The organism is Akkermansia sp. UBA7090 (assembly GCF_002493465.1).
Taxonomy (GTDB): Bacteria; Verrucomicrobiota; Verrucomicrobiia; order Verrucomicrobiales; family Akkermansiaceae; genus Akkermansia; species Akkermansia muciniphila_A.
In genome coordinates this window covers 23,004-46,887 of sequence record NZ_DKYW01000002.1, presented here as the reverse complement: position 1 = coordinate 46,887, position 23,884 = coordinate 23,004, and the positions used below count along the sequence as shown (strand labels likewise).

The window sequence follows — 23,884 nt, the reverse complement described above, 5'->3', positions numbered from 1 at the left end:
TGGAAACGCCTCTGAAAGTAAAGCCTTCACTCCGGGCCGTCCGCTGGTCTTTTCCTGCGGAATTCCGGCATGAAAAAAGCCCCATCCGGACAAACCGGACGGGGCCCTTCAAATAACGGAAAGAGGGACGGATCAGTTTACGCGGCCCAGATAGGAACCGTCTTCCGTCTTTACGGAAATCTTTTCACCGGGCTTGATGAACAGGGGCACCTGCACCACCAGTCCGGTGGTCATCGTGGCGGATTTGTAAACATTGTTCGCGCTGTCACCCTTGACGCCTTCAGGAGCTTCCGCCACTTCCATGGTGATGGCGGCGGGGAGTTCCACGGAAACGACCGTTTCATCCGTGAAAAGCAGGATGTAGATATTGCCTTCCATCAGATAATCCTTGACGGGTTCCACGATTTCCGGAGACACGGTGATGTCTTCGTATGTATCCGGATTCATGAAGTGATAACCCATGCCGTCAATGTAGCTGAACTCATATTCCTCACGGGCGAGGTTGACGCCTTCCAGGGATTCATTGGAAGTCAGGCGAAGGTTATATACCTTTTTAGTGGAAATGCTGCGGATGCTCATTTGCACATAGGAAGCCATGCGGGGGGGGCACTTGTGCTCCATGCTGACTACAACGCAAACGTCATTGTTGTAATTGACCGCGTGTCCCTTGCGAAGATTGATTACGGGTACTTTTGCCATGCGGCCCGTACCATACCATGTTTTCCCCTCCCGTCAAGGCGAAAAAAACGGGCAACCCCTTGAGGCGCTTGGGGAAAACGCTCCTGAACAGGGAAGCGGGGAAGAAAGGGAAAACGGCCATTCCTACCGGCTGAGGTCCTGCTGGAACAGGACTTTGATGCCGCTGGAATTCAGCACGGTGCGCCCGAAGTTGAGATCCTCCACGTGAAGAGCCACCAGCGACCCGCGCCTCACGCAAGGCAGCAGGGGATAGAGAAAGTTGACGTTCATTTCCGCGGCGTACAGCGCATCCAGGCATTTTTTGAGGTCTGCGGGGCCATGGCGGAGCACCGCCACCAGCACCCCGGATTCCGTATAGCAAATACCCTTCTCCAGAAAAATTTCAGACGTCCGTTCCGGATCGCTGACAATCAGGCGCGCAATGGTCGCCTCATGGCAGTCCTGCATGCTGAATCCCAGGCAGAAAATGCCGTGCATGTCCAGCAGGCCGAGGAGGGCGGTCAGGGCCCCCACCCGGTTCTGGAGCATGATGGAATATTGCTTTATCGTGCTGCCGGGGGCTTTAATGGCTTCTTCCTTCATAACAATAAAGCAAATATGGGCGGCGTTCTATTTGGCGTACGTTTTAAGCACGCGCCTGATGATGGCCAGGGCCTGCTGGATTTCCTCTTCACTTACGTTCAGCGGCGGCAGCAGACGGACGGTTTCCGGCCCGGCGGGAACGGAAAGCAGCCCTTCCTGCCGCAGGGCCTCCACCACTACGGAGGCAATCGTCTTGCCCTCCGGCGCGGCCACCATTTCCGGGTTCAGGCCAATGCCCAGCAGCAGGCCCAGCCCACGCACGCCCTGGACAACAGGCAGGTTCCAGGATTCTATTTCCTTGCGAATTGCCGCGCCCAGGCGCCGCGCCCTCTCCGGGAGCCCCTGGGAAACAACCTCCCGCAGCACGGCCAGGCCTACCGTAGTGCCGAGCGGATTGCCTCCATATGTGGAGCCATGGGAACCGGGGTCCATGATGGAGGAAAGCTCCGTACCCTGGCCGTCAATGGCGCGGTCGGAAATCCAGAAGCCGCCGATGGGGAACCCGCCGCCGAGAGCCTTGGCCCAGGAAACGCCGTCCGGCTCCACGTCCGGAGCCACGGCGCGCCATCCCATGATGTCGCCGCAGCGGCCAAAGCCGCACTGCACTTCATCCATCAACAGCAGAAGATCGTGCTCCCTGCACAACTGCGCCAGTCCGCGCAGAAATTCCGGGGTCACGCAGTTGACCCCTCCTTCTCCCTGGACGGTCTCCAGCATGAAGGCCACCGTTTCCGGCCTGATGGCTTCGCGGGCCGTTTCCAGATCGTTGAAAGGCAAATGGCGGAATCCCGGCAGCATGGGGTCAAAGCCGATTTTGATTTTATCCTGCCCCGTGGCGGACATGCTGCCCAGCGTCCTCCCGTGGAAGGATTTGTTGAACGTGAGCACCTCATAACGGGGCTTGCCGTCCGGCTGGGGCTTGCGGTGCCCGTAACGGCGCGCTACTTTGATTAAACCGTCATTGGATTCCGCACCGCTGTTGGAGAAAAAGATTTTCCCCGGGCGCTCCACGCATTTGGTCACGATGAATTCCGCCAGATCCGCCTGCTGGGGGATCTGGTACAGGTTGGAGCAATGTACCAGGGTGGCGGCCTGCTTCTGCAGGGCCTGCGTCACCGCAGGGTGGCAGTGCCCGAGCACGCAGGTCGCAATGCCGGCACAGAAGTCCAGATAGCACTTCCCCGTGCTGTCCCACAGTCGGGAGCCTTCCCCGCGGACGGCAGCCATGGGATAACGGCCATAGGAATGGAGTACGTACTGGTTGAGCTTTTCTTCTGTGTTCATAAGTTAAGGTAATATGGGCGTAGTTTGCGCTTCTGGCCCCGTCTGTAAATGATTTTTTTGAGAGCCACGTCATGATTCCCGCATTTTATCCCGGAAGACGGTCATATCTTTGTCCGGCGACCATTCATTTTTCTTTTCTTTTATCATTTTAAAGGCAGAATAATCACCGCAACCAGTAATAATTCACTATGGCTCATTTTTTCAACCTCAAAGGCTTTCTGGAAGAATTCAAGGCATTCGCCCTTAAAGGGAACGTTATTGACCTGGCGGTGGCTGTCGTCATCGGCGGCGCATTCAATAAAATCGTCTCCGTCTTCGTCTCCAGCATTATCACCCCCATCATCGGTTACCTTACTTCCGGGGTCAACCTGGCATACCTGGTGCTGAAACTGGGCGATGTGGAATTAAAATACGGTGAATTGCTCCAGGCGACCATTGACTTCCTCATCATCGCCTTCTCCGTCTTTGTAGCCATCAAGCTGATCGGAGCCCTGAGGCGCAAGAGCGAAGAAGCTCCGGCCGCCCCTGCTCCCAAGCCGGATGACGTCGTCCTTCTGGAACAGATCCGGGACATCCTGCAAAAACAGGCGGACGCCAAATAAATTCTTTTGAACGGTTCATGCCGGTTCCATGCGGGACCGGCATGTTTTTTCCTCTTTACTTGTTCCGCCGCAGACGGGAAAGTGATTGCATGACTTCTCCGCTGCGCCTTTTAGCCTTTGCCCTCTTTCTTGCCCCGTCCCTGCTTCCGGCGGCGGAAAACCAGCGCTTCATTCTGGAACGCCCCTATCCGGTGACGGAAATCCCGGAACCTGACCGCAGCCTTCCCGTCACCAACGTGATTCTGATGATTGGGGACGGAATGGGCATTCATCACCTTTCTGCGGCATGGGCGGCCAACAGAGGCCGCCTGTTTATTGAAAACTGTCCTGTTACGGGCATTTCCAAAACATGGTGCGCGGACAAGCTGGTCACGGACTCCGCCGCTGCGGGCACCGCCATGGCGACAGGCACCAAGACGCTTTACCATCGGGTCGCCGTATGCCCCAGGGGCAACAAGCTGGATTCCCTGGTGGACAAGGCTGCGGACATGAGCAAATCCACCGGCGTCATCGCCACCTGCGAGCTGAATGACGCCACCCCGGCATCTTTCTGCGCCAATAATGAAAAAAGATCGGATGCTTACGGCATCATCGGGGATTACCCCCGTTCCCGAGCCGATTTCATCTTTGGAGGCGGCGGCAAATACTTCACGCAGAGGCCGGACGGCAGGGATATTTTCCAGGAAATGCAGGCGCAGGGCTACCGTGTCGCCCGCTCCTGGGAAGAAGCCGGCGCCTTGCCTTCCGGAAAAACGCTGGTTGTCGCCGCTCCGGGTAATCTTCCCCCTCCCTCCAAACGGGGCGACGTTTTCCGCCAGGCCGCAGTGAAAGCCCTGGATACCCTTTCCCGGAATCCCAACGGATTTTTCCTGATGATTGAAGGGTCCAACATTGACAAGGCGGCCCACAGCAACAATCTGGAAGAAATGATGGAAGAGCTCCTTGATTTTGACCGGACTGCGGGAGCCGTGCTTGACTGGGCCTCCAAACACCCCGGCACCCTGGTCGTCATCACGGCGGACCATAATACGGGCGCGTTCGCTCTCACGGGCGGCAGCCGGGAACAGGGGGAAATAACGGGCCGGTTCGGTTCCGGCAGTCATGACGGCGTGGCTGTTCCGGTGTATGCCTTCGGCGCGGGAAGCGGCGACTTCACCGGCATTTATGAAAATACGGATATCTTCAACAAGATTATGAACGCCCTTAAAAAAGGTGCGGACAAACCCGAGCGTTAGGCGCCCGGTCAAGGCTGCGGCCTGTCCATTCGCCGCGCCACCAGCCCGGCCCCGACGGTAGCCGCACCGCCTATCAGGAACACCGCTTGCGGGCCGCCCGTATTCATCCAGATCACGCCGCCCAGCACGCCGTAAGCGATAGAAGCCACATGATTGATGGCCAGCCCTGTGTAAATGCTTGGCGTAATGTCCTCCGGCTTCTCGCAGATGCGGGCCACGTAGGTGCTCCGGGCCATGCCCAGGGCAAACAGCAGGTTGTCCAGGACAAAGCAGGCGGTCACTACCCCCACGGCCCAATGCAGGGGCAGCAGTTCCGGAGCGAAGGCGTATGCCAGGCACAGGAGGGACAGCGCCACGCTGTCGAAAATCGTCACCTTCCGTTCCCCGTAGCGCTTGATGCTCCAGCCGATCAGGGGTTGAGTGACCAGCCCGATGACGCCGGCCATGAGCAGGGTTTTTCCGATATATCCGGGAGACTGGCCCAGCGTGCTGACCATCAGCCAGAAACCGAAGGTCAGATAAAGCTGCTTGCGGATGCCGTGCAGAATTTCCAATCCATAATAAACGGCATATCTGCGCTTGAAGACGAAACATTGCCTCCATCCGCGCCGCTGCGGGAAGACGGGCGTCTTCACCCGGCTCAGGAACAGGGACGCCAACAGGCACACGCCCCCCGTGACGAAAAAGTCCACGGCAAAAGATTGATTGAATTTCCACTTGATCCACACGCACAGCGCGCCCAGCAGCGCGGCGGCCGTTCCCAGAGCCTTCATCTGGCCGAGCCGCAGGCTGCGGTTTTCCGGCCTCGCCGTATGGATGACAATGGTGTCAATCATGCCCATCAGGATATGCTGACCCAGGCTCACCGTCAAAATCCACGCAGACAAAGTCCACAGGCTGGTTCCGGCGCCGCAGAAAGCCAGCGCGTACATGCCGCCGAACATCAGCAGGCACGCCACCCCGGCCATGCGGACCTCATTAAACATGAAAAGCAGGCTGACCACAAAAAGAGACAGGATGCCGGGCAATTCCCGGGGGAATTCAATCAGTCCGCGCATCTCCACGTCAAGATGCTGGGCATCACGCAGGAAATTGCTGAAAATGAGATCATACACACCGCTTCCGAACTGGCCCAGAAAAAGCGCCAGCAGCACAAATACCATCGTCTTCCTGATGCGGGGGGAAGCGGCTTCATTCATAGCGCGGGAATACTCTCACAGGCGCCCGGGCGGAACAACCGCTATTTTCATATGCCGGTTTTCTCTGCATTTGCAAAAATAACCCCGAAACGGAATTTTTCCGGAAAATGCCGCGTATTTACGTACGCTATGATTTCCAAGTGTATTTTTCCTGCCACGGTTGTCAGCCTGTTTTCTGTTTGCTGGGGCGCCCCGTCCGCTCCGGTTCTCGAAACGCCCCATATGATTCCCCGGCCCGCCGCCCTGCGCGCCCAAACCGGAGAAAGCGGCTTTTCCCTGAAAAACGGCGTCAGGCTCCCGGAAGAAAATCCGCTTTCCAGGCAGGCGGAACGGATTTTCCGCGATAATGGAATCAATACAGTGCTGGTTAAAAACAAAGCGGACATCATCTTTACGGAAGACGCGTCCCTGGGCAGGGAAGGCTACCGCCTTGCCGTAACGCCGGATTCCATCTCCATTGCCTCCAGTTCCGTGAATGGCGCTTTGTATGCCCTTCAATCCCTTGTGCAAAGCGTCGCTGCCGACAGGAATGGAGATCCGGCCCTGCCCAGGCTGGACGTGGAGGACCGGCCCCGCTTCTCATGGCGCGGCCTGATGATGGACAGCTGCCGCCACATGATGCCCGTGCGGGACATCAAAAAGATTCTGGATTTGATGGAAAGGTACAAATTCAACACCCTCCACTGGCACCTGACGGACGACCAGGGATGGAGGCTCCCGGTCTCCAAATACCCCAGGCTGACCACCGTGGGAGGCGCCCGGGCGCAGTCCCCCGTCATCGGCAACCGCAACAAGGCGGACGGCGCGCCCTACTCCGGCCATTACACTCCGGAAGAAATCCGGGAAGTGGTGCGGTACGCCAAAGACCGCGGCATTACCGTCATTCCGGAGGTGGAAATGCCGGGCCACGCCTCCGCCGCCATTGCCGCGTATCCGGAACTGGGCAACACGGACATTCCGGGCTATGCGCCCAAGGTGCAGGAGACCTGGGGCGTGCATCCCTACACCTTCGCTCCCACGGAAAAAACCTTCCGTTTTCTGGAAGACGTCATTGACGAAGTGTGCGCCCTGTTCCCGGACAGCCCCTATATCCACATCGGCGGGGATGAAGCCCCCAAGGACCAGTGGAAGCAGTCCCCCACGGCGCAGCAGGTCATGAGGGACAACGGCCTGGCCAACGAGCATGAACTCCAGAGCTACTTTATCCGCCGCGTGGAAAAAATGATCAACAGCCGCGGAAAAAGGCTCATCGGCTGGGATGAAATCCAGGAAGGAGGCCTCTCCCCCACCGCCACCATGATGGTCTGGCGCAGCTGGATGCCGAACAGCGCGCGGCACGCTCTGGAACAGGGCAACGACGTGGTGATGACGCCCAACAGCCACTTGTACTTTGACTATGACCAGGGGCCCGGCAAACCCTCAGCGCCGGAGTATGAAACCATCAATAACGACAACCTGACCTGGCAGCGCGTTTACGGGCTGGACCCCGTCCCGCAGGGAACGCCCCGGGAACGGGAAAAACAGGTGCTGGGCTGCCAGGCGAACATCTGGGCGGAATACATCCCTAACCTGCCGAAATGGGAATACCACGTCTTCCCCCGCGCCCTGGCGCTTGCGGAAGTAGCCTGGACCCCCAAGGATCAGAAAAACGAGAAGGATTTCCGTAAGCGCCTCGACCGCCAGCTTCCTTTTCTGGACGCCCATAACGTCAACTACAAAAGGCCGGATAACGGAGCCCCCGCACGGCCGGATGCCGTCATTACCCGGGAATGCCGTTAAGCGCGGCGGACGGTCTCCTGCGGCGTCTCCATTCCGAAGGCCGCATTATGGGCTAGCCAACCTTCATGAAAACCATTACATTGACGGCATTATGAATTTGGAACTGCTTCGTCAGGTTTGCGTGACTCCGGGCGCTCCGGGGTTTGAAGACAAAATCCGCGATTTCATCATTCAGGAAGTGGCCCCGCTGGTGGACGCCGTGCGCGTAGACAACATGGGCAGCGTGATTGCCATCGTGGAAGGCAAGAACACGGAAAAGACCATGATGGCCGCCGCCCACATGGATGAAATCGGGTTTATGGTCCGCCACATTGACGACAAGGGGTTTATCAAATTCCTGCCTCTGGGCGGCTTTGACGCCAAGACGCTGACGGCCCAGCGCGTCATCGTCCACGGCAAAAAAGACCTCATCGGCGTCATGGGCGTGAAACCCATCCACGTCATGTCCCCGGCGGAACGCACCAAGCTGCCGGAAGTGACCGACTTCTTCATTGATCTGGGCATGAGCAAGGAGGAAGTGGAAAAATACGTTTCCGTGGGCGACTCCGTTACCCGCGAACGGGATTTGGTGGAAATGGGGGATTGCGTGAACGTCAAATCCCTGGACAACCGCGCCGGGTGCTACGTGCTGATTGAAGCCCTCCGCGCCATCAAAGCTTCCAAGAAAAAGCCTTCCTGCAACTTCGTGGCCGCCTTTACCGTTCAGGAAGAAGTGGGCCTGAGGGGCGCGCAGGCCGGCACGCTGGACATCCAGCCGGATTTCTCCATTGCCCTGGACGTCACCATCGCCTGTGACATTCCCGGAACCCCGGCGCATGACCAGGTTTCCCACCTGGGCGCAGGCGCCGCCATCAAGCTGTATGACGGTTCCGTCATTGCAGACCGCCGCATGGTCAAGTTCATGAAGGCCATGGCAGACGCCCACAAAATTAAATGGCAGACGGAAATGCTGCCGGCGGGAGGCACGGATGCCGGCGCCATGCAGAAATTCGTTCCGGGCGGCTCCATTGCCGGGGCTATTTCCGTACCCACCCGCAATGTGCACCAGGTTATTGAAATGGCTCACAAGGACGACCTGGACGCTTCCGTAGCGCTCCTGACTGCCTGTGCCATGAACGTGGACAAATGGGACTGGTCCTGGAACTCCGTCAACGAATGCCCGGCGGAAAAACCTGCCAAAGCTACCAAAGCCGCCGCCAAGAAGAAAAAGGCCAAATAACAAATCTGGCCATTAATCCATCATCACCCGGCAGGCCGCCCCGGAAACGGAGGCGGCCTGCCTGTTTTCAACCGCCTTCAGGTGTTCCGGGCACGGCCCTCCATTCAGCCAGTCATACCGCAGGCGCCTGAGTCATACCTCCGGTGGCCTTTTCAGCCGGCCCTGCCATAAAAAAATCCTCCGGCATCTTGCAATGCCGGAGGAGAAACAATCCTGAAAAAGAAAGTTACTTGGCCGCGGGGGCAGACGCTTCCTTCTGAGCGGGAGCGGGGGCCGGAACTGCTTCCACTTCCACCTCTTCCTCCACTTCCACATCTTCTTCCGGACCGGCAGCGCCGGTCTGCTTCATGGCGTCCTTCAGAGCCTGGCTTCCGTAAAAGTCGGCCTGCTGCAAACGCTGCATGTCGGTCATCATGCCCATGAAAATGGGCAGAAGCTCGGCCTGGCGCGCCTGCATGGCGGCATCCATTTCAGCCTGGACCTTCTGGGCGCTCTTGGAAAGGGCTTCTCCCTTTTCATTAATCTTCGCCATCTTTTCCGCAGCCGCGTCTGCAGTAGCCTTGTCCTTCACCGTGCTGAGCGTGGCGGACATTTCCTTCATCAACGCCAGCATCTGATCGGCGGCTTCCTTCGCTTCCTTGGAAACTTCAGCAGCCGGCGCAGCGGGCGCGGCAGGGGTTTCAGCGGCCGGCGCGGGCGCCGGAGCCGGGGCATCCTGGGCGGAAGCCATACCTGCAAATGCCAGGGCACATGCCGAACTAATTGTTACAATGCTCTTCATAACGTTTCTGTTGTACAGGCTCGCCATGCATGCGTCAATGAATCATTGTGTAACGGCTTCCCGTGATGCCGCAGAAAGATTTGCATTTTTTCCTCCCGCGAAGGATTTTTTCAGTTGCATCTTTTTAGAATTATTATAAATTCACCTCCGATGACTAAAACCATAGAAAACCTGAAAGCTGCCATTACGGGCGAAAGCACCGCCTCCGCCACTTACGCGGCCTATGCCGCCAAAGCCGCCCAGGAAGGGCAGCCCCTTATTCAGAAATTGTTTGAAGCCGCCTCCAAGGCGGAATCCGTCCACGCCGCCAACCACAACAAGGTTCTGGAAAAGCTGGGGGCAACCATGGAACCCATCGATATCCAGATCCATGTAGGGACCACCGCGGAAAACCTGAAAGCCGCCATTGCCGGGGAAACCCATGAATTCGAGAGCATGTATCCGGAATTCATCGCTGTGGCGGAAGAGGAAGGGCAGAAAGCCGCCGTCCGCTCCTTCACGTGGGCCACGGAAGCGGAAAAAGAACATGCCGATTTTTATTCCGTCGCCCTGAAAGCCCTGGAAAGCGGAGACACCAGTTCCCTGCCCAGGCAATACTGGATATGCCTGGTTTGCGGAGATACCTTCAGATCTCTGGAAGGCGTGGACGCATGCCCCCTCTGCGGCGCCAAGGCTGAAAAATTCCTTGTCATCGGATAAACTCCGTTTGAATGCCGGGGACCATCCACGGCACCTGAAAACCGCCCGGAATATCCCGGGCGGTTTTCTGTTTTTCCAGAGCAGTCCATGAAAGAAAACTTCTCTTTTCTACGGAGGCGGGGCACTCCGGGAAAAGCTTCTCCCATATTCTGCTTGCGATTCATTTTGAAACCCTTATAATATCTCCCCGCTTTAAGCAGGAAGAATTTTATCCCTTCTTTGCGATGATCCCTCCCCATGCATCCGCCGGTTCCGCAGAACGGTATCCGTCCACATACGGCCTGTTGACCGTTATCTGCCAGGCTCTGCGCTCCGCGTTCATTCCCCGCCGCATGCGATGTCTTTGGGCGGCCGGACTTGCGGCGGCTCTGGCGGCTAATCCCTATGTGCTCAACGACGGCCAGAGCCTGTTGATGAGCTGCCTGGGCATCGCCTGCTCCGCATCCCTGCTCTGCGGCACCATTCTTTTCTGCCTGAAATACCGCTTCACCGCCTATGTCCTTCTTCCGGTCATTATCCTGTTTAATGCGGGCCTGTACATGATGCAGATGCGGTACGGATTGACCCTGAACCTTTCCGTGCTTTCCAGCATGGCGGAGACCAATTTCCGGGAAGCCTGTGCTTTCTGTACCCCCGCATCCATTGCAGGGACACTGCTTCTGACCGGGTTTATCTACCTGGCCATCTACTGGAGCCGCCGTTCCCTGCGCCAAAAAGCCACATGGGGCGCACTGACATGCATTTGGAGCCTGTACGGGGCCCTTCTGCTGCTGAGCATTCCGGCAGCCTCCTACAGCTCGGAACCCCTTTATCTTTATTATACGTCCGACAAAGCAAAAGGCTGGCCTCTCGTGGATTTCACAATGACGTACAAACTGGTGGACGAATACATCACCCAGGATGCGGGGCGTTTCAACACATTGCGGAATCTGCCGTCCAGCGCGGAACCCCTTTCCCGCTGCGAAGCCCCAGATGACTTGGCCGTGGTTTTCCACATGGGGGAAAGCGTCCGGGCGGACCATCTTCCCCTGAACGGGTACCACCGGAATACGATGCCCCGGCTTTCCAGAGAGTCCAACGTCGTCTCCTTCCCCCACGCCACCTCCTTCGGCATTGTGACCAGAATTTCAGCCATCGGCATGTTTACGGACGCGGAACTGCGCCGCCGCGCCCCCGGTCACTCATCCTTCATTGACCTGTTCAACAAACACGGGTTCCATACTGTCCGCATCATGGATTTGAGCGGAGATTCCATTCATGACTATTCCCTGGGCATCCTGACACGGAGCTGCCGCGGACGGGAACAGACGCCGCCCCAGCACCAGACGCCCGGAATGATGCAGGAACGCACCTCCCTGGTCATGGAGAAATCCCTGAAACGCCACGGCCTCGACAGGCAGCTCTACATCATTTACAATAACGGAAGCCATATGGCGTTCAGCTACCCCCCGCAGGCGGAACGTTTTACCCCGGCATCCTGCAATATGGACGACCCCAAGGCCCATCTGGAAGAAACCGTCAATGCTTATGATAATTCCATCGTGGACCTGGATGCCTCCATTCACCGCATGATTGCACTGTTGAAGAACAGGCCCGCCATTTATTTTTACTGTTCCGACCACGGCGTAGCGCTGGGCGAGGAAGGAAAAATGTTCCAGGGCCATATTCTGCCGCCCGTTTACCGGCCTGCCATGTTCATCTGGTATTCGGACGCTTTCGCCTCACGCTATCCGGACATGGTGCGCGCCCTGAAAGCCAACCGGCTGAAAGCCGTCTCCCACGACCACATCTTCCATACCCTTCTTTCCCTGGCTTCCATCCGGTCGGAAATCGTCAGAAACGAGCTGAACCTGGCTTCTCCGGACGCGCGGGAAACTCCGGTCCCCCTCCAGCCGGAAACGCTGGCGGAATGGCTGCCCGTTCCCGCACCGCCGCAACCGCATCCGTAAAAAAGAGGCCGCCACGCGAGAAACAACAGGAGGCGGAGGCTTCCACCGTACCCGGACTTGCAATGAAGGGCCGAGGCACTCCCGCACACGGCGCGCCTCCGCTTCCCAGCCGGCAGCGGACCGAATGGAAGAAGCCTCGTCCCAAACCGCCCCGCATACCACTCAAAAGATTCTCCGTTGACGGCTTTCCCGCTCTCCCCCGGACCAGAAAAGGAACGCCGGGGCATCTATGGCGCCATGACGGAAAAGAAAGCTGTGTTATCAATCATTTTTCTGCCTTCATATACTATATATAGTATATAAATAATTATTTAACACATTATTTATACATTTTTCTTGCGGGATGTCTCTTTCTGTGGTTCATTGCGTTCCAGCGCAGGTAACGGAAGACGGTGAAAATCCGTCGCGGACGCGCCGCTGTAACCGGTAGACGATGGACCGGACACTGGCTGCCCAGGCAGCCGGGAAGTCCCCATCACATGTCGCACCGGAAGCCAGAAGACGACCTGATGCTGCCGTATCCCCATCCCGCGGACAGGATGAACATACGCACAGGTCTCCAGCATGCCCCCTTTCCGGGGATGCGCGCATGCAGCCGGCCCCTGCCTATGGTTTTTCCAGGCTTTTGCCCAGGCTCGCGGATGAGCGGTCACCACTCTTTCCAAGCGAGACATCCACCATGGCAACAAGCATCATCAAACGTTCCGGGAAAAAGGAACAATACCAGGGCTATAAGATTGAAGAGGCCATTAGAAAAGCCTTCCACAGCTCCGGGACCGCCTACAACCGTTCCATCTATGAAGAGGTGGAAGCCAAGCTGAGCCATCAGGACAGCGCGCATGTAGAAGAGATTCAGGACATGATTGAACGCGCCCTGTTCCGCTCCGGATATTTTGACACGGCCAAGGCCTTCATTACCTACCGTTTCCTGCACAAGATGCAGCGCGAACAGCTTGGCGGCCTTTATTCCGGCAATACCTACGTGGACTGCAAGCAGACGGTAGAGGAATATATCGGCCAAAGCGACTGGCGCATTGCCGCCAACTCCAATACCACGTATTCCAATGCGGGGCTCATCAACAACACGGCGGGCAAAGTGATCGCCAACTATTGGCTGGACCAGGTTTACTCCGCACGGGAAGGAGCCGCGCACCGGGAAGGGGATTACCACATCCATGACCTGGATTGCCTGACCGGATACTGCGCCGGATGGAGCCTCCGCAACCTGCTCAATGAAGGATTCAACGGCGTGCGCAGCCGCGTGAACAGCAGGCCGCCCCGCCACTTCCGGGAAGCCCTGGGCCAGATGGCGAACTTTCTGGGCATCCTGCAAAGCGAATGGGCCGGCGCCCAGGCCTTCAGCTCCTTTGACACCTTCCTGGCGCCCTACGTTTTCAAGGACCAGACAGACTTTCCCCGCATCAAGAAAGACATCCGCAGTTTCGTCTATAACCTGAACGTGCCCTCACGCTGGGGACAGTCTCCCTTTACCAACGTCACGATTGACTGGACTGTGCCGCGCGACCTGCGGGACCAGGCCCCCTTCAGCGGAGGGGAACACCTCTTTAAAGGAATAGAAGACGCGAACCTGCTCGCCCTGGCGAGAGAACGCGGCGCCAACAAGCTGACGGAGCTGACCTACAAGCATTTCCAAAAGGAAATGAACCTGATCAACAAGGCCTTTTACGAAGTTCTCACGGAAGGGGACAGCACCGGACAGCCCTTTACCTTCCCCATCCCCACCGTCAACATCACGGAAGACTTTGACTGGGAAGGGGAAAATGTGCCTCTCCTGTTTGAAAACGCCGCCAAAATCGGTTCCTCCTACTTCCAGAACTTCATCGGCAGCCAGTACACCGTCAATGAACACGGGGAACGCGTGCCTGACGAACGGGCCTACAAGCCGGATGCCGTGCGTTCCATGTGCTGCCGCCTCCAGCTGGACCTGCGGGAACTGCTTAAACGCGGCGGCGGCCTTTTCGGCTCCGCGGAAATGACCGGCTCCATCGGCGTGGTGACCATCAACCTGGCCCGGCTGGGCTACCTGTTCAAACAAAACCGGGAGGCCCTGTTCGCCAGGCTGGGAGAACTGCTGGACCTGGCCAAATCCTGCCTGGAAAAGAAAAGGGCCTTCGTTCAGGAAATGTATGACCGCGGCCTGTATCCCTACACCAAACGCTACCTGCCCACCTTCCGCAACCATTTCTCCACCATTGGCGTCAACGGCATGAACGAGCTGCTGCGCAATTTCTCCAACGACACGATGGACATCACCTCTGAAGAAGGCAGGGTCTTTGCTGAAGAGATTCTGGAATTCATCCGCTTGCGCATGCAGGAATACCAGGAAGAAACCGGCAACCTGTACAACCTGGAAGCCACGCCCGCAGAAGGCACCACGCACCGCTTCGCCCGCGAAGACCAGAAACGCTATCCCGACATCATCCAGGCCGGCCCCGTGGGGCAGCGTTATTACACGAACAGTTCCCAGCTTCCCGTGGACCACACGAGCGACCTGTTCCGGGCGCTCCAGCTTCAGGATGAACTTCAATGCTGCTACACGGGAGGAACCGTCTTCCACATGTACATGAACGAAGCCATCAGCTCCCCGGAAGCCTGCCGGGACATTGTCCGCAAAGTGCTGACCCGTTTCCGCATGCCGTACCTCACCGTCACCCCCCTCTTCTCCGTTTGCGAGAAGCACGGCTACCTGCGCGGGGAGCACGAATACTGCCCCTTCTGCGATGAGGAGCTGCTTCATATCCACAGGCATGAATAAAAATCCTCTTTCCCAATAGACGCCCGACTTTCAAAACCCAACCATCAATACGACAATGACCAAACAGGAAATATTAAGCAAGTACGCACAGGACCGGACCCGCTGCACCGTTTACACGCGCGTCATGGGCTATCACCGCCCTGTGGAAACTTTCAATGCCGGCAAACAGGGCGAGTTCCATGACCGCGTCCACTTCGTGGAACCGGGCCGCCCCTGCTCCTGCTCCGCCCAAACGGAACAGCCGCGATAATTCTCCCAACAACATATGCGAAGTCGATGGGAACGGGTCGGGGCATAGCAGACATCACGCCGCTCACCTTGCTGGATTTTCCAAATAAGGTGGCTTGCATCTTCTGGCTGAGAGGCTGTAATTTGTTTTGTCAGTACTGTTACAACGTCTCTCTGGTCAGGGGAACGGATTCTCCCGCCGGAGACCGGACGGACTACCTTGATTTTCTCAGAGATCGGGTGGGATTTCTGGACGGAGTAGTCCTGTCCGGCGGCGAGTGTACGCTGTGTCCCGACCTCATCCCTATCTGCCGCAATATACGGCAGCTTGGCTTCGCAGTCAAAATAGACACTAACGGCACCCGGCCCGGCGTGGTGAAAACGCTGGTGGAAGAAGGGCTTTGCGACTATATTGCACTGGATTACAAAGCGCCGGAAAAACTGTTCGGCTCCATTACCGGGCGTCCGGACTTATTTCCCTTCTTCACTCAAACGCTGGATTATCTGATCAACAGAAATTTCCCGTTTGAGGTGCGGACGACAATCCACTCCGGCCTTCTCGGGGAAAAGGAAATCAACCAGATCAGCGGGGATCTGACGTCGCGCGGCTATAAAGGAACCTACTACCTCCAGAACTTTTTTAATACAGAGGAAACGCTCGGCCAAATCGGTGCTCCTGAACGGATGATTGACTTATCCCTGCTAAATACGCACATCCCCATAGGGTTGCGCAACTTCCCCATCACGGAGAAAACGCCCGGCTCCAACTCTGGAAAACAATAGCCGTCCCCTCTGACATAATTTTTTCAAATAAAAGTTTCTATTTGTAAAATCGGGAGTACCCTTCCGCCCGCCAACCATATCACCAACTATTATTCATGAGTGAAACCCAAAACAAGCTGCTCAAGGCAGCTATCAGCCTGGCCGCCGCAGGAGTCGTCTTCTTCCTGCCTTTCGCTTCATGGGGAATCCAATTAAGCCCTATTGAAATCCGCGTTATCGCCATGTTCGTCATGGCGGCGCTTTTCTGGATTCTGGAACCCATCCCTATCTGGACCACCTCCGTGATGGTCATTACCCTGTCCCTGCTGTGCGTCTCCAACGGCTCTCTCTCATTCCTGATGCCGGAGCGTTATGACAAGGCGGCGGTATCCTCCATTCTGGATGACGCCATAGGCAAAGGGATCAATCCGGAGATAGTCGGTAAACTGAAGGAAAATGTTGAAACCCGGCTAAATAAGAAAACCAAGCTGGACGCGGAAGAAGTGAGGATGACCCTGGGGTTCCAGCTCATGGACGCTTATGAAAAAATAGATCTGAACGCGCAGGAACTGTCCCGTGAAGGAAAAACGGAAGAAGCCGTCAGGCAGGAATCCATAGCCGCCCAGCTCAAGACCGCGGCCGGACGCCTGTACAGCAAGGAAATAACCTCGCGCATCCAGGGGCTGCAATTTGTCAACACCATGCAGCAAAAATCCACAATGGCCACCTTTGCGGATCCCATCATCATGCTTTTCCTGGGCGGCTTTTTCCTGGCTGCGGCCGCGACCAAATACAGGCTGGACATGAACCTGGCCAAAGTACTTTTGAAACCCTTCGGAACCAATCCCAAATTTGTGCTTCTGGGGCTGATGTCCGTAACGGCCCTTTTCTCCATGTTTATGAGCAACACGGCTACGGCCGCCATGATGCTCGCCATCCTGACGCCGGTGCTGTCCCTGTTTACTCCGGAAGACAAAGGCCGCGCCGCCTTTGCCCTGGCCATCCCCATCGCCGCCAACCTCGGCGGCATCGGAACGCCTATCGGCACGCCCCCCAACGCAATCGCGCTGAAGGCGCTGCAGGGTATGGGGCTGGACGTTTCCTTCGGCAAATGGCTCATGTTCGGCATTCCTTTCGTCATCGTCATGATTCTGATTGCGTGGCTTCTCCTGCTGTGGCTGTTCCCCATCTCCCAAAAGAAACTGGAACTGCAGGTGGGTGGTAAATTCCTGAGAACCCCCAAGGCCATTATCGTTTACGTTACCTTTGCCGTTACCGTCCTGCTGTGGGTAACGGGCAAGGGAGTGCACGGGCTGGACTCCAATACCATCGCCATGATTCCCATCGCCGTCTTTGCCATTACGGAAACCATCACCAGGGAAGACTTGAAGAAAATGGGCTGGGACGTGCTCTGGCTGGTAGCCGGCGGCTTTGCCCTGGGGCTGGCCCTGCAAGACACCGGACTGGCAAAAAATCTGATCGGCTCCATTCCCTTTGCCGAATGGTCCCCCTTCCCGCTCATGGTGGGCACGGGAATCATCTGCCTGTTCATGGCCACCTTCATGAGCCATACGGCTACGGCCTCCCTGCTCATTCCGATTATCGCGGTCGTCGGCGTCAACATGGGCGACAATCTGGCCCCTATGGGCGGCGTTACCGCCCTGCTGGTATCCGTGGCGTTCGCCTCCTCCCTGGGCATGAGCCTTCCCATCAGCACTCCCCCCAACGCCCTGGCCTATGCCACCGGCCTGGTCAGTTCCAAGGGGATGGCCGTTTCCGGCGTCATTCTGGGCATCCTGGGCATGATTTTGACCTATGTCATGATGATGATTCTTGCCCAATGCCATGCTTTTTAAATAAGATAATGTTCCACGCCGGGGCCACATGCCCCGGCATGGTCAACATCAACGGGAAAAGCGCCATATGATCATTGAACAGGAGGAATTCCAGAAAAAATTAAAACGCATCAATCTGGCGTATTTTTCCGATCCGGACCGCATTATTGCCATCAGCAAGGGAAACAGCGTCGTCCGCCAGGGGGAACAGAACAAAAGGCTTTACCTGATTTTATCCGGCAGCGTGGTCTCCTACCGCCACGTCGTTAAAGAAGACCCGGAAACAGCTTCCACGTCCCATAAAATCTATAAGGCGTTCCGGGCAGGCCCCGGAGACTATTTGGGAGTGCAAAGTTTCTTCTCTGGATGGTTCCGCAGCTCCTCCGATCTCATTGCGGAAACTGATTTGGAACTGGCCTATATCGACACCGCTACCCCCGCCGTGGACGAGGAACGCTACGGAACGCTTCTGGAACAGTTTGTTCCCGCCATTGTCCATGAACTGGCGGCGCGCAATACCCGTGTCTTTGACCGCACTGCGGAAAAGGAAGAAGCGCTGCGGATGCTCCACCGTTCTGAAATGGCCGCCACCCTGGGGCAGTTATCCGCCGGAATAGCCCATGAGCTCAACAATTCCCTGGGAGTTCTGTCCCGTAAAACGGACTTTGTTCTGGAATCTCTGGACAACATGTTCCGCCAGGAAAACGCCTTCCGGTACACCCTGTACAATAAAGGGTTGGAAGGGTCTTCCTCCGCGTCCACTTCCGAACAGCGCAGGCTGGCGCGCCAGTTTGAAAAAAATTACGGGCTTTCCCAGGACGTGGCCAAGGCCCTAGCCCTGATTCCGGACATACAGAATCAGCCGGAACTGCTGGACAAGCCATTCCTCAGCCAGCTGGAACAAAACCTCCCTTATTGGGAATTGGGACACGACTTGCATGACATGAAACTGGCTGTCCGGCACGCTACAGCCATTGTCCGCTCCGTTCGCCTGCTGGGGGGAGGCAACACCAGACGGGAAGAAGGGGTGAACGTGACGGATTCCCTTACGGAAGCTGTTGCGCTGGTCAAGTCCAGTCTGCGCGGCGTTGATTTTGAAATGGTCCTGCCTCCCAGGGACGCCGTGCCCGGCATTTTCGCGGATATGACGGAGCTCGTTCAAATTTGGATCAACCTGCTTCAGAACGCCTGCGACGCGCTGAAAATAGAAAATACCCCCAACCCTTCCATCCATGTAGAATGCCGGGTGGAAAAAATCAGCAGCAAGGACCAGACATCCCATACCACCCGCGAAATTCTGGTCTCCGTCACGGACAACGGCCCCGGCGTTCCAAAGGACTTGCATGAAAAAATTTTCCGTCCCAACTTCACTACCAAAAAGAAAGGGCTTTCCTTCGGCCTGGGGCTGGGGCTCACCATCGTCCGGCGCATTGTGGACAGCTACGGCGGCCGCATCCGCCTGGAGAGCGTTCCGGGCCATACCGTTTTTACGATAATCATACCAACCATCAACAATCATGGAAAAAATTAACATCATTTGCGTGGACGACCAGCCGGAAGTCCTGGACAGCGTTTTGCGCGACCTTCGTCCGCTGAATTCCTGCTTCCGCCTGGAAGGGGTGGAATCCGCATCCGAATGCCGCGAACTGTTGGAAGAATTCGACCAGGACGGAGAACTGACGGGACTGATTATCTCCGACCACGTCATGCCGGGAGGTTCAGGAGTAGAATTGCTTGGAGGCATCGCCAAAGACGACCGTTTTGCCGGGACGCGCAAAATCCTGCTGACCGGCCAGGCCACCCACGCGGACACCATCCAGGCCGTCAATGACGCGCACATTGACAACTATCTGGAAAAGCCCTGGGATCCCGCCGTTCTCCTTACGACCGCCCGCAAACTGCTGACCAGGTTTATCATGGACAAGGGCATCGACCATACTCCCTATATGTCCTGCCTGGACCAGGCCACTCTGCTGGATTACCTGCGGAGAAATTGAAGGGCCGGAAGAAATACGCCGCCCCTCCGCTTTTTCAAAGCACGCATCCCCATCCGCGCAGGGCATTCCCCTGCCCTGCGCCAAGGAAGGGAACAAAACCGCTAACCGCCTTCATGTTTGATATTCTGCTCCAACATAACACCCTGGTTCTCTTTGGAATCATCTTTTTTGGCATCGCTCTCGGCAGCATTAAAATATACGGACTGAACCTGGGTCTTTCCGGCGTTCTTTTCGTGGCGCTGGCCGCCGGCCACTACCGCCTGGCCATTCCCGACGGCGTAGGGCAGCTGGGCCTGGCTCTCTTTGTATACTGCGTGGGCCTCAGCGCGGGCAACCGCTTCTTCTCCGCCATTGCCAAGCAGGGCAGCAAGCTGGCCATCATGTCTGCGGTGATTGTGGGAGTGTCAGCTTTATTCACCTGCCTCTTCGGCATCTGGTTCAACATTCCCGCGGGAATATCTTCCGGCATCTTTGCCGGCGCATGCACCAGCACCCCGGCGCTGGCGGCCGCCACGGAAAGCCTGCCGGGAGCCTCCGGCAGCGGCGTCAGCATCGGTTACGGCATCGCCTATCCGTTCGGAGTGGTGGGCGTGGTCCTTTTCGTCCAGCTTCTGCCGCGCCTGCTGCATTTTGACCTCAACAAGGAGGCCAAAGCCATGCATTCCAGACAGGAGGTCAGCATCATTTCCCGCCTTGTCCGCGTCACACAGCCCAACCTGATAGGCCAGAACATTGCGGACTGCAAGCTGCTGGACGGCCTGCACTGCATGGTCACCCGCGTGGTTCGCAACGACAGGCTGATGCCCCTGACGCCGGAAGACACGTTCCGGGAAGGAACGGAAGTCCTCATTGTGGGCAACAGCGACACCATGCGCCACGACATCGCCTTCCTGGGGGAGGTATGCGACAATCCCTACCCCATGGACTCCCAGAAGGAGCGCCGCAAACTGATTCTGACAAACAAGAACTATGCCGGGCACAAGCTCCGCGACCTGAAAACCCTGCGTACGGACGGCGTCATTATCTCCCGCATTTCCCGCCTGGGCTTCACCTTCGTCCCTACGGGGGAAACCACGCTGGAACGCAACGACGTGCTGACTGTAGTCGGTTCCCCGGAAAACCTTACCAAATACGGGGACAAAATCGGCCACCGCAGCCAGGACATGAACCAGACGGACCTGCTCTCCCTGGGCTTCGGCCTCTCCCTGGGCATCATTCTGGGCCTGGTCAACTTCAGCCTCGGCAACGGCGCGGGCATTTCCCTGGGCATTGCGGGAGGCCCCCTCATCGTCGCTCTGCTGCTCGGCCACTTCGGACGTCTGGGCCCCATCGTCGGCTACATCCCACGCCCCACCCGCCTTCTTTTGCAGGATCTGGGGCTGGTTTTCTTCCTGGCTGACGCCGGCATCAAGGGCGGAGCGGACCTGGTGGATACGGTAGCCACCCACGGCGCCGCCGTCTTCATCATGGGCGTCATCGTCACCTGCTCCGGCATGTTCGCCGGCTACTTCGTGGGCATGAAAGTCTTCAAGATGAACATTCTGGAATGCCTGGGCGGCATCTGCGGCGGCATGACCTCCACCCCGGCCCTGGGAGCCATCGCCAGCAAGACGGACTCCCAGGCCCCCGTGGTCAGCTACGCCACCGCCTACCCCGTGGCCCTTATCCTGATGACTATCGTCGCCAAGGTCATCATCCAGACCATCGGCGGCGTGGTGGGAATTTGACAATGGCAGAGATCATCTGACCTGAAAACTATTATCTCTGTTTTACCGCTTCAGCACGGGGTTCCATTCTTTTTCCGAATGGAACCCCGTTTTCATCATCTTGCGGGAGGGATAGACACAAAAATCATCCCGGATTCGGCTCCGAAAATCCAATGTCTCTCAGAGCCAATGACCCCAATTTTCCATTTGAAAAAATCCTTTTGCCGTCAATATCATTTTGATATAAAAGCGAAATATGAAATGTATTTTTCATATTCAAAAAAATCATATTTTATTGACATTTTTTCAATTTATGTTGCCATGCATTTAAGTCTGTCTTTCATACCTTATGAAAAACATCCTCTGGCTTTTCCTTTTCAGCATGCTCATGTCTATAGAGAGTTTTGGCGCTCTGGCTTCATCTGAAGCAGACATACAAACACTGCTTTCTTCAGGGCGGTCCTCCTTCATTGCCGGTAAAATCCGGGAAGTCCTGCGCAGCCGGCTTGATTCCGGCCCGCTTACCTCCGACAAAATACGAAAACTGATTCAATCCCCTCAAGTGGCGGCATTGTGCTGCCTGCACCAGTTTTTCAATACTGCCGAAGGAGGGAAACCTTTCACTCAGGAGGAACTCAAGGATCAGGTCTTCAGGAAATGGCTTTCCAGCCACCCGGAAGTATTCAACATGCTCGCCCAATCTGGTCCAGCCGGCAAAAGTACTCTTTCCGTTTTTTACCAAATCTGGAATACCAGCGATCAGAATTTCAATCCCGTTGAACTCAGCATGGCATTGGGAGCCGGCCTTGTCGCAGACATCTTTTCTCCTGAAGAATGCATCGCCAAATTTAACTTCTACCGGGATTCTCATCACCACGCCAAATGCTATCCACAGGCAGAAACCTTGCAACCCTGGGAATGGGCCATCGTATTCCGGGGAAAAGAAGGTCTTGAAGATCTGGCATGGGCACAGCAATTTATCGCAGGGAAAAAAATCAGGCCGGAGAAAGCCGGAAGCAGATTTCCCGGATTCATTCCCTACCGTAAAAAGAATGACAAAGGCGTCAGCGTCCATGCCGGAAGCGCTTTTTATGACCACAAACCCATCACGCTGAAACTTTACACGGAATACGGAGGAGTATGCGGCGCCGTCTCCAAAGGCGCAGCTGGATTCCTGCGTTCCAAAGGAGTTCCCGCTTACCCGATTGGACAGCCGGGACACTGCGCCTTCGTATGGAAACACCCCAATGGCCACTGGCAAATCGGCAACAATCTCGGCGGCTGGAATTGGGCCAGCGGCGGCGCTCAGATTCCCTGGAAAGGCCCTGTTCAACTGGTGACAGCTTACGATTCATTCATTCATCATCCTCATGCGGAAGAATCGGCTTTAACGTATTATCTGTCCTTCTGCACACAAAAACAGGAACATGTGGAGTTGCTCTTGCGGGAAGCGCGTCAATTCAATCCCTTCAATTATCCTGCGTGGCAGCGTTATCTGGATATCAAGGCCAAAAACGCCAGCGACCGGAGAAAACTCGCCTTGCTCAGGGAACTGGCTCAAGCGATGCCCAATGAGCACAATCTCATTTGGCACGCGGCGAAAAGCGTGCTGAATATCCGGGAAAACAGGGTGAATCCCTATGAACTCTATGCCTGCGCGCTCGGCCCCGACTGCACGCCCCATGCGGAAGAACTTTTTACCCGCCTGGTCTGGAACAGATTAATGGGGGATTGTCCTGAAATCAAAGGCGTCGCCGAATACAAGCCGGGCTTTACCGGAAAACATCTGTCCTTATGGACCCAAAAGGGAAAACACGCCGTATGGACACCTAAAATGAAAAAATATTCGGTCAAAGTGATGCAAAGAGTCATTGAAGCGCTGACGGAAAGGGATAAGACGCAAAAATACTATGTGGAAACCTATCAAACCCTGTTAAGCATCTGGGGGGATAGGAAGTTAAACAGAGAGGGAAAAGAGTTTATTGAAAAAATTTCCACCTCAACGGAAAAGAACGCGGAAATGAAACCCGGCTCCACGAAAATAAATTGATATGAAGAAGAAACCATCCATACGAATATGGCCATATATCGCGGCAATGCTCCTTTGCTCTTTCAGCTTCCTGCCCGTTTCGGCGGATTGCAAAGTTGAGGTAGACAAGTATATTCCCTATACTACCGCCAGCGGTTCCAAACCGGCTACGTTGAGCGCGGCAGAAAAAGGATTAGGCAAAATTTCCAAAAAAGTATTGAGCGAAATTGCCCTCCAGGCCATCAAAAAAGCGAGCGGCCTCCTTACCCTGGCTGAAAATCTGAAAACGGATAAAGCTTTCCGCCACGTGCATATCGTTTATATCTATCGGTTTGTCCATCACGGAAAGGTAGAATCAGAATGGAAAATAGGCCACATGACCAATATATCCCGGTCCGGAGTGGACTACCATCCTCCAAAAGATGTTCCTTATGTAGTAAAGGAAGGAAAAATAAAAATTAAAAATCTCTTGGAAAAACAATTAAAAGAAGACTGCAAAAACCATCAATAACCTGAACAGAAA

The 23,884-nt window shown here is 56.1% G+C and carries 22 protein-coding genes and 1 riboswitch; of the genes, 16 read left to right on the top strand and 6 right to left on the bottom strand.

Annotated features, from left to right (window positions below):
- Window positions 1-132: 132 nt before the first annotated feature.
- From efp to B3075_RS00400, 3 genes are all read right to left on the bottom strand, one after another.
- The gene (efp, locus tag B3075_RS00410; protein ID WP_012419922.1) at window positions 133-699 is read right to left on the bottom strand and encodes an elongation factor P; all 567 of its coding nucleotides are present in this window, start codon (window positions 697-699) and stop codon (window positions 133-135) included.
- 123 nt (window positions 700-822) lie between these two features.
- A complete protein-coding gene (locus B3075_RS00405; protein WP_094136526.1) occupies window positions 823-1,281 on the bottom strand; it encodes a hypothetical protein in 459 nt (152 codons plus the stop codon).
- A 27-nt stretch (window positions 1,282-1,308) separates the two neighbouring features.
- Complete coding sequence (locus tag B3075_RS00400; protein WP_290488155.1) at window positions 1,309-2,565, bottom strand: aspartate aminotransferase family protein; 1,257 nt, start codon at window positions 2,563-2,565, stop codon at window positions 1,309-1,311.
- Window positions 2,566-2,753: 188 nt separating this feature from the next.
- Between B3075_RS00400 and mscL the strand changes: the two genes are divergently transcribed.
- Window positions 2,754-3,167, top strand: a complete 414-nt coding sequence (gene mscL / locus B3075_RS00395) for a large conductance mechanosensitive channel protein MscL (RefSeq protein ID WP_012419919.1) — start codon at window positions 2,754-2,756, stop codon at window positions 3,165-3,167.
- Window positions 3,168-3,256: 89 nt separating this feature from the next.
- Window positions 3,257-4,402 (top strand): alkaline phosphatase, encoded by a 1,146-nt coding sequence (locus tag B3075_RS00390; RefSeq protein ID WP_290488154.1) that lies wholly within the window; start codon window positions 3,257-3,259, stop codon window positions 4,400-4,402.
- 8 nt (window positions 4,403-4,410) lie between these two features.
- Here B3075_RS00390 and B3075_RS00385 read toward each other — a convergent pair whose 3' ends face one another.
- A complete protein-coding gene (locus B3075_RS00385; protein WP_022197718.1) occupies window positions 4,411-5,601 on the bottom strand; it encodes an MFS transporter in 1,191 nt (396 codons plus the stop codon).
- A gap of 222 nt (window positions 5,602-5,823) precedes the next feature.
- On the opposite strand from B3075_RS00385, the gene B3075_RS00380 reads away from it, so the two are divergent.
- Together B3075_RS00380 and B3075_RS00375 are read left to right on the top strand one after the other, a co-directional pair.
- Window positions 5,824-7,380: a beta-N-acetylhexosaminidase gene (locus tag B3075_RS00380; RefSeq protein ID WP_290488153.1), complete on the top strand. Its 1,557-nt coding sequence runs from the start codon at window positions 5,824-5,826 to the stop codon at window positions 7,378-7,380.
- Between the two features lie 91 nt (window positions 7,381-7,471).
- A complete protein-coding gene (locus tag B3075_RS00375) occupies window positions 7,472-8,599 on the top strand; it encodes a M42 family metallopeptidase (protein ID WP_290488152.1) in 1,128 nt (375 codons plus the stop codon).
- A gap of 226 nt (window positions 8,600-8,825) precedes the next feature.
- On the opposite strand, the gene B3075_RS00370 is transcribed toward B3075_RS00375, so the two are convergent.
- Window positions 8,826-9,380: a hypothetical protein gene (locus B3075_RS00370; RefSeq protein WP_290491987.1), complete on the bottom strand. Its 555-nt coding sequence runs from the start codon at window positions 9,378-9,380 to the stop codon at window positions 8,826-8,828.
- 150 nt (window positions 9,381-9,530) lie between these two features.
- Between B3075_RS00370 and B3075_RS00365 the strand changes: the two genes are divergently transcribed.
- From B3075_RS00365 to B3075_RS00320, 10 genes are all read left to right on the top strand, one after another.
- Window positions 9,531-10,079: a rubrerythrin family protein gene (locus B3075_RS00365; RefSeq protein ID WP_290488150.1), complete on the top strand. Its 549-nt coding sequence runs from the start codon at window positions 9,531-9,533 to the stop codon at window positions 10,077-10,079.
- Window positions 10,080-10,303: 224 nt separating this feature from the next.
- Entirely contained in the window at window positions 10,304-12,028 is a 1,725-nt protein-coding gene (locus B3075_RS00360) for a phosphoethanolamine transferase (RefSeq protein ID WP_290488149.1), read from the top strand.
- Between the two features lie 339 nt (window positions 12,029-12,367).
- A riboswitch (cobalamin riboswitch) is annotated at window positions 12,368-12,552 on the top strand.
- A 155-nt stretch (window positions 12,553-12,707) separates the two neighbouring features.
- Window positions 12,708-14,804 carry a ribonucleoside triphosphate reductase gene (locus B3075_RS00355; RefSeq protein WP_290488148.1) on the top strand — a complete coding sequence of 699 codons (2,097 nt, stop codon included), beginning with the start codon at window positions 12,708-12,710 and terminating at the stop codon, window positions 14,802-14,804.
- A gap of 55 nt (window positions 14,805-14,859) precedes the next feature.
- Window positions 14,860-15,054: an anaerobic ribonucleoside-triphosphate reductase gene (nrdD, locus tag B3075_RS00350; protein ID WP_012419909.1), complete on the top strand. Its 195-nt coding sequence runs from the start codon at window positions 14,860-14,862 to the stop codon at window positions 15,052-15,054.
- A 26-nt stretch (window positions 15,055-15,080) separates the two neighbouring features.
- The gene (locus B3075_RS00345; protein WP_094136535.1) at window positions 15,081-15,815 is read left to right on the top strand and encodes an anaerobic ribonucleoside-triphosphate reductase activating protein; all 735 of its coding nucleotides are present in this window, start codon (window positions 15,081-15,083) and stop codon (window positions 15,813-15,815) included.
- Between the two features lie 95 nt (window positions 15,816-15,910).
- Window positions 15,911-17,650, top strand: a complete 1,740-nt coding sequence (locus tag B3075_RS00340; RefSeq protein ID WP_094136536.1) for an SLC13 family permease — start codon at window positions 15,911-15,913, stop codon at window positions 17,648-17,650.
- Window positions 17,651-17,717: 67 nt separating this feature from the next.
- Window positions 17,718-19,160: an ATP-binding protein gene (locus B3075_RS00335; RefSeq protein WP_179218410.1), complete on the top strand. Its 1,443-nt coding sequence runs from the start codon at window positions 17,718-17,720 to the stop codon at window positions 19,158-19,160.
- The gene (locus B3075_RS00330) at window positions 19,147-19,626 is read left to right on the top strand and encodes a response regulator (protein WP_094136538.1); all 480 of its coding nucleotides are present in this window, start codon (window positions 19,147-19,149) and stop codon (window positions 19,624-19,626) included. The genes B3075_RS00335 and B3075_RS00330 overlap by 14 nt, the downstream gene beginning before the upstream one ends.
- Before the next feature lie 113 nt (window positions 19,627-19,739).
- A complete protein-coding gene (locus B3075_RS00325) occupies window positions 19,740-21,353 on the top strand; it encodes an aspartate:alanine exchanger family transporter (protein WP_290488147.1) in 1,614 nt (537 codons plus the stop codon).
- Between the two features lie 78 nt (window positions 21,354-21,431).
- On the top strand, window positions 21,432-21,758 hold the full coding sequence (locus B3075_RS00320; RefSeq protein WP_218824883.1) for a hypothetical protein: 327 nt from the start codon (window positions 21,432-21,434) through the stop codon (window positions 21,756-21,758).
- Window positions 21,759-21,783: 25 nt separating this feature from the next.
- On the opposite strand, the gene B3075_RS00315 is transcribed toward B3075_RS00320, so the two are convergent.
- Window positions 21,784-22,209 (bottom strand): hypothetical protein, encoded by a 426-nt coding sequence (locus tag B3075_RS00315; RefSeq protein WP_128154707.1) that lies wholly within the window; start codon window positions 22,207-22,209, stop codon window positions 21,784-21,786.
- A 27-nt stretch (window positions 22,210-22,236) separates the two neighbouring features.
- Here B3075_RS00315 and B3075_RS00310 point away from each other — a divergent pair, with 27 nt between their 5' ends.
- Both B3075_RS00310 and B3075_RS00305 read left to right on the top strand, forming a co-directional pair.
- Window positions 22,237-23,382: a hypothetical protein gene (locus B3075_RS00310; RefSeq protein ID WP_290488146.1), complete on the top strand. Its 1,146-nt coding sequence runs from the start codon at window positions 22,237-22,239 to the stop codon at window positions 23,380-23,382.
- 1 nt (window position 23,383) lies between these two features.
- Complete coding sequence (locus B3075_RS00305) at window positions 23,384-23,872, top strand: hypothetical protein (RefSeq protein WP_143245631.1); 489 nt, start codon at window positions 23,384-23,386, stop codon at window positions 23,870-23,872.
- Window positions 23,873-23,884 lie beyond the last annotated feature (12 nt).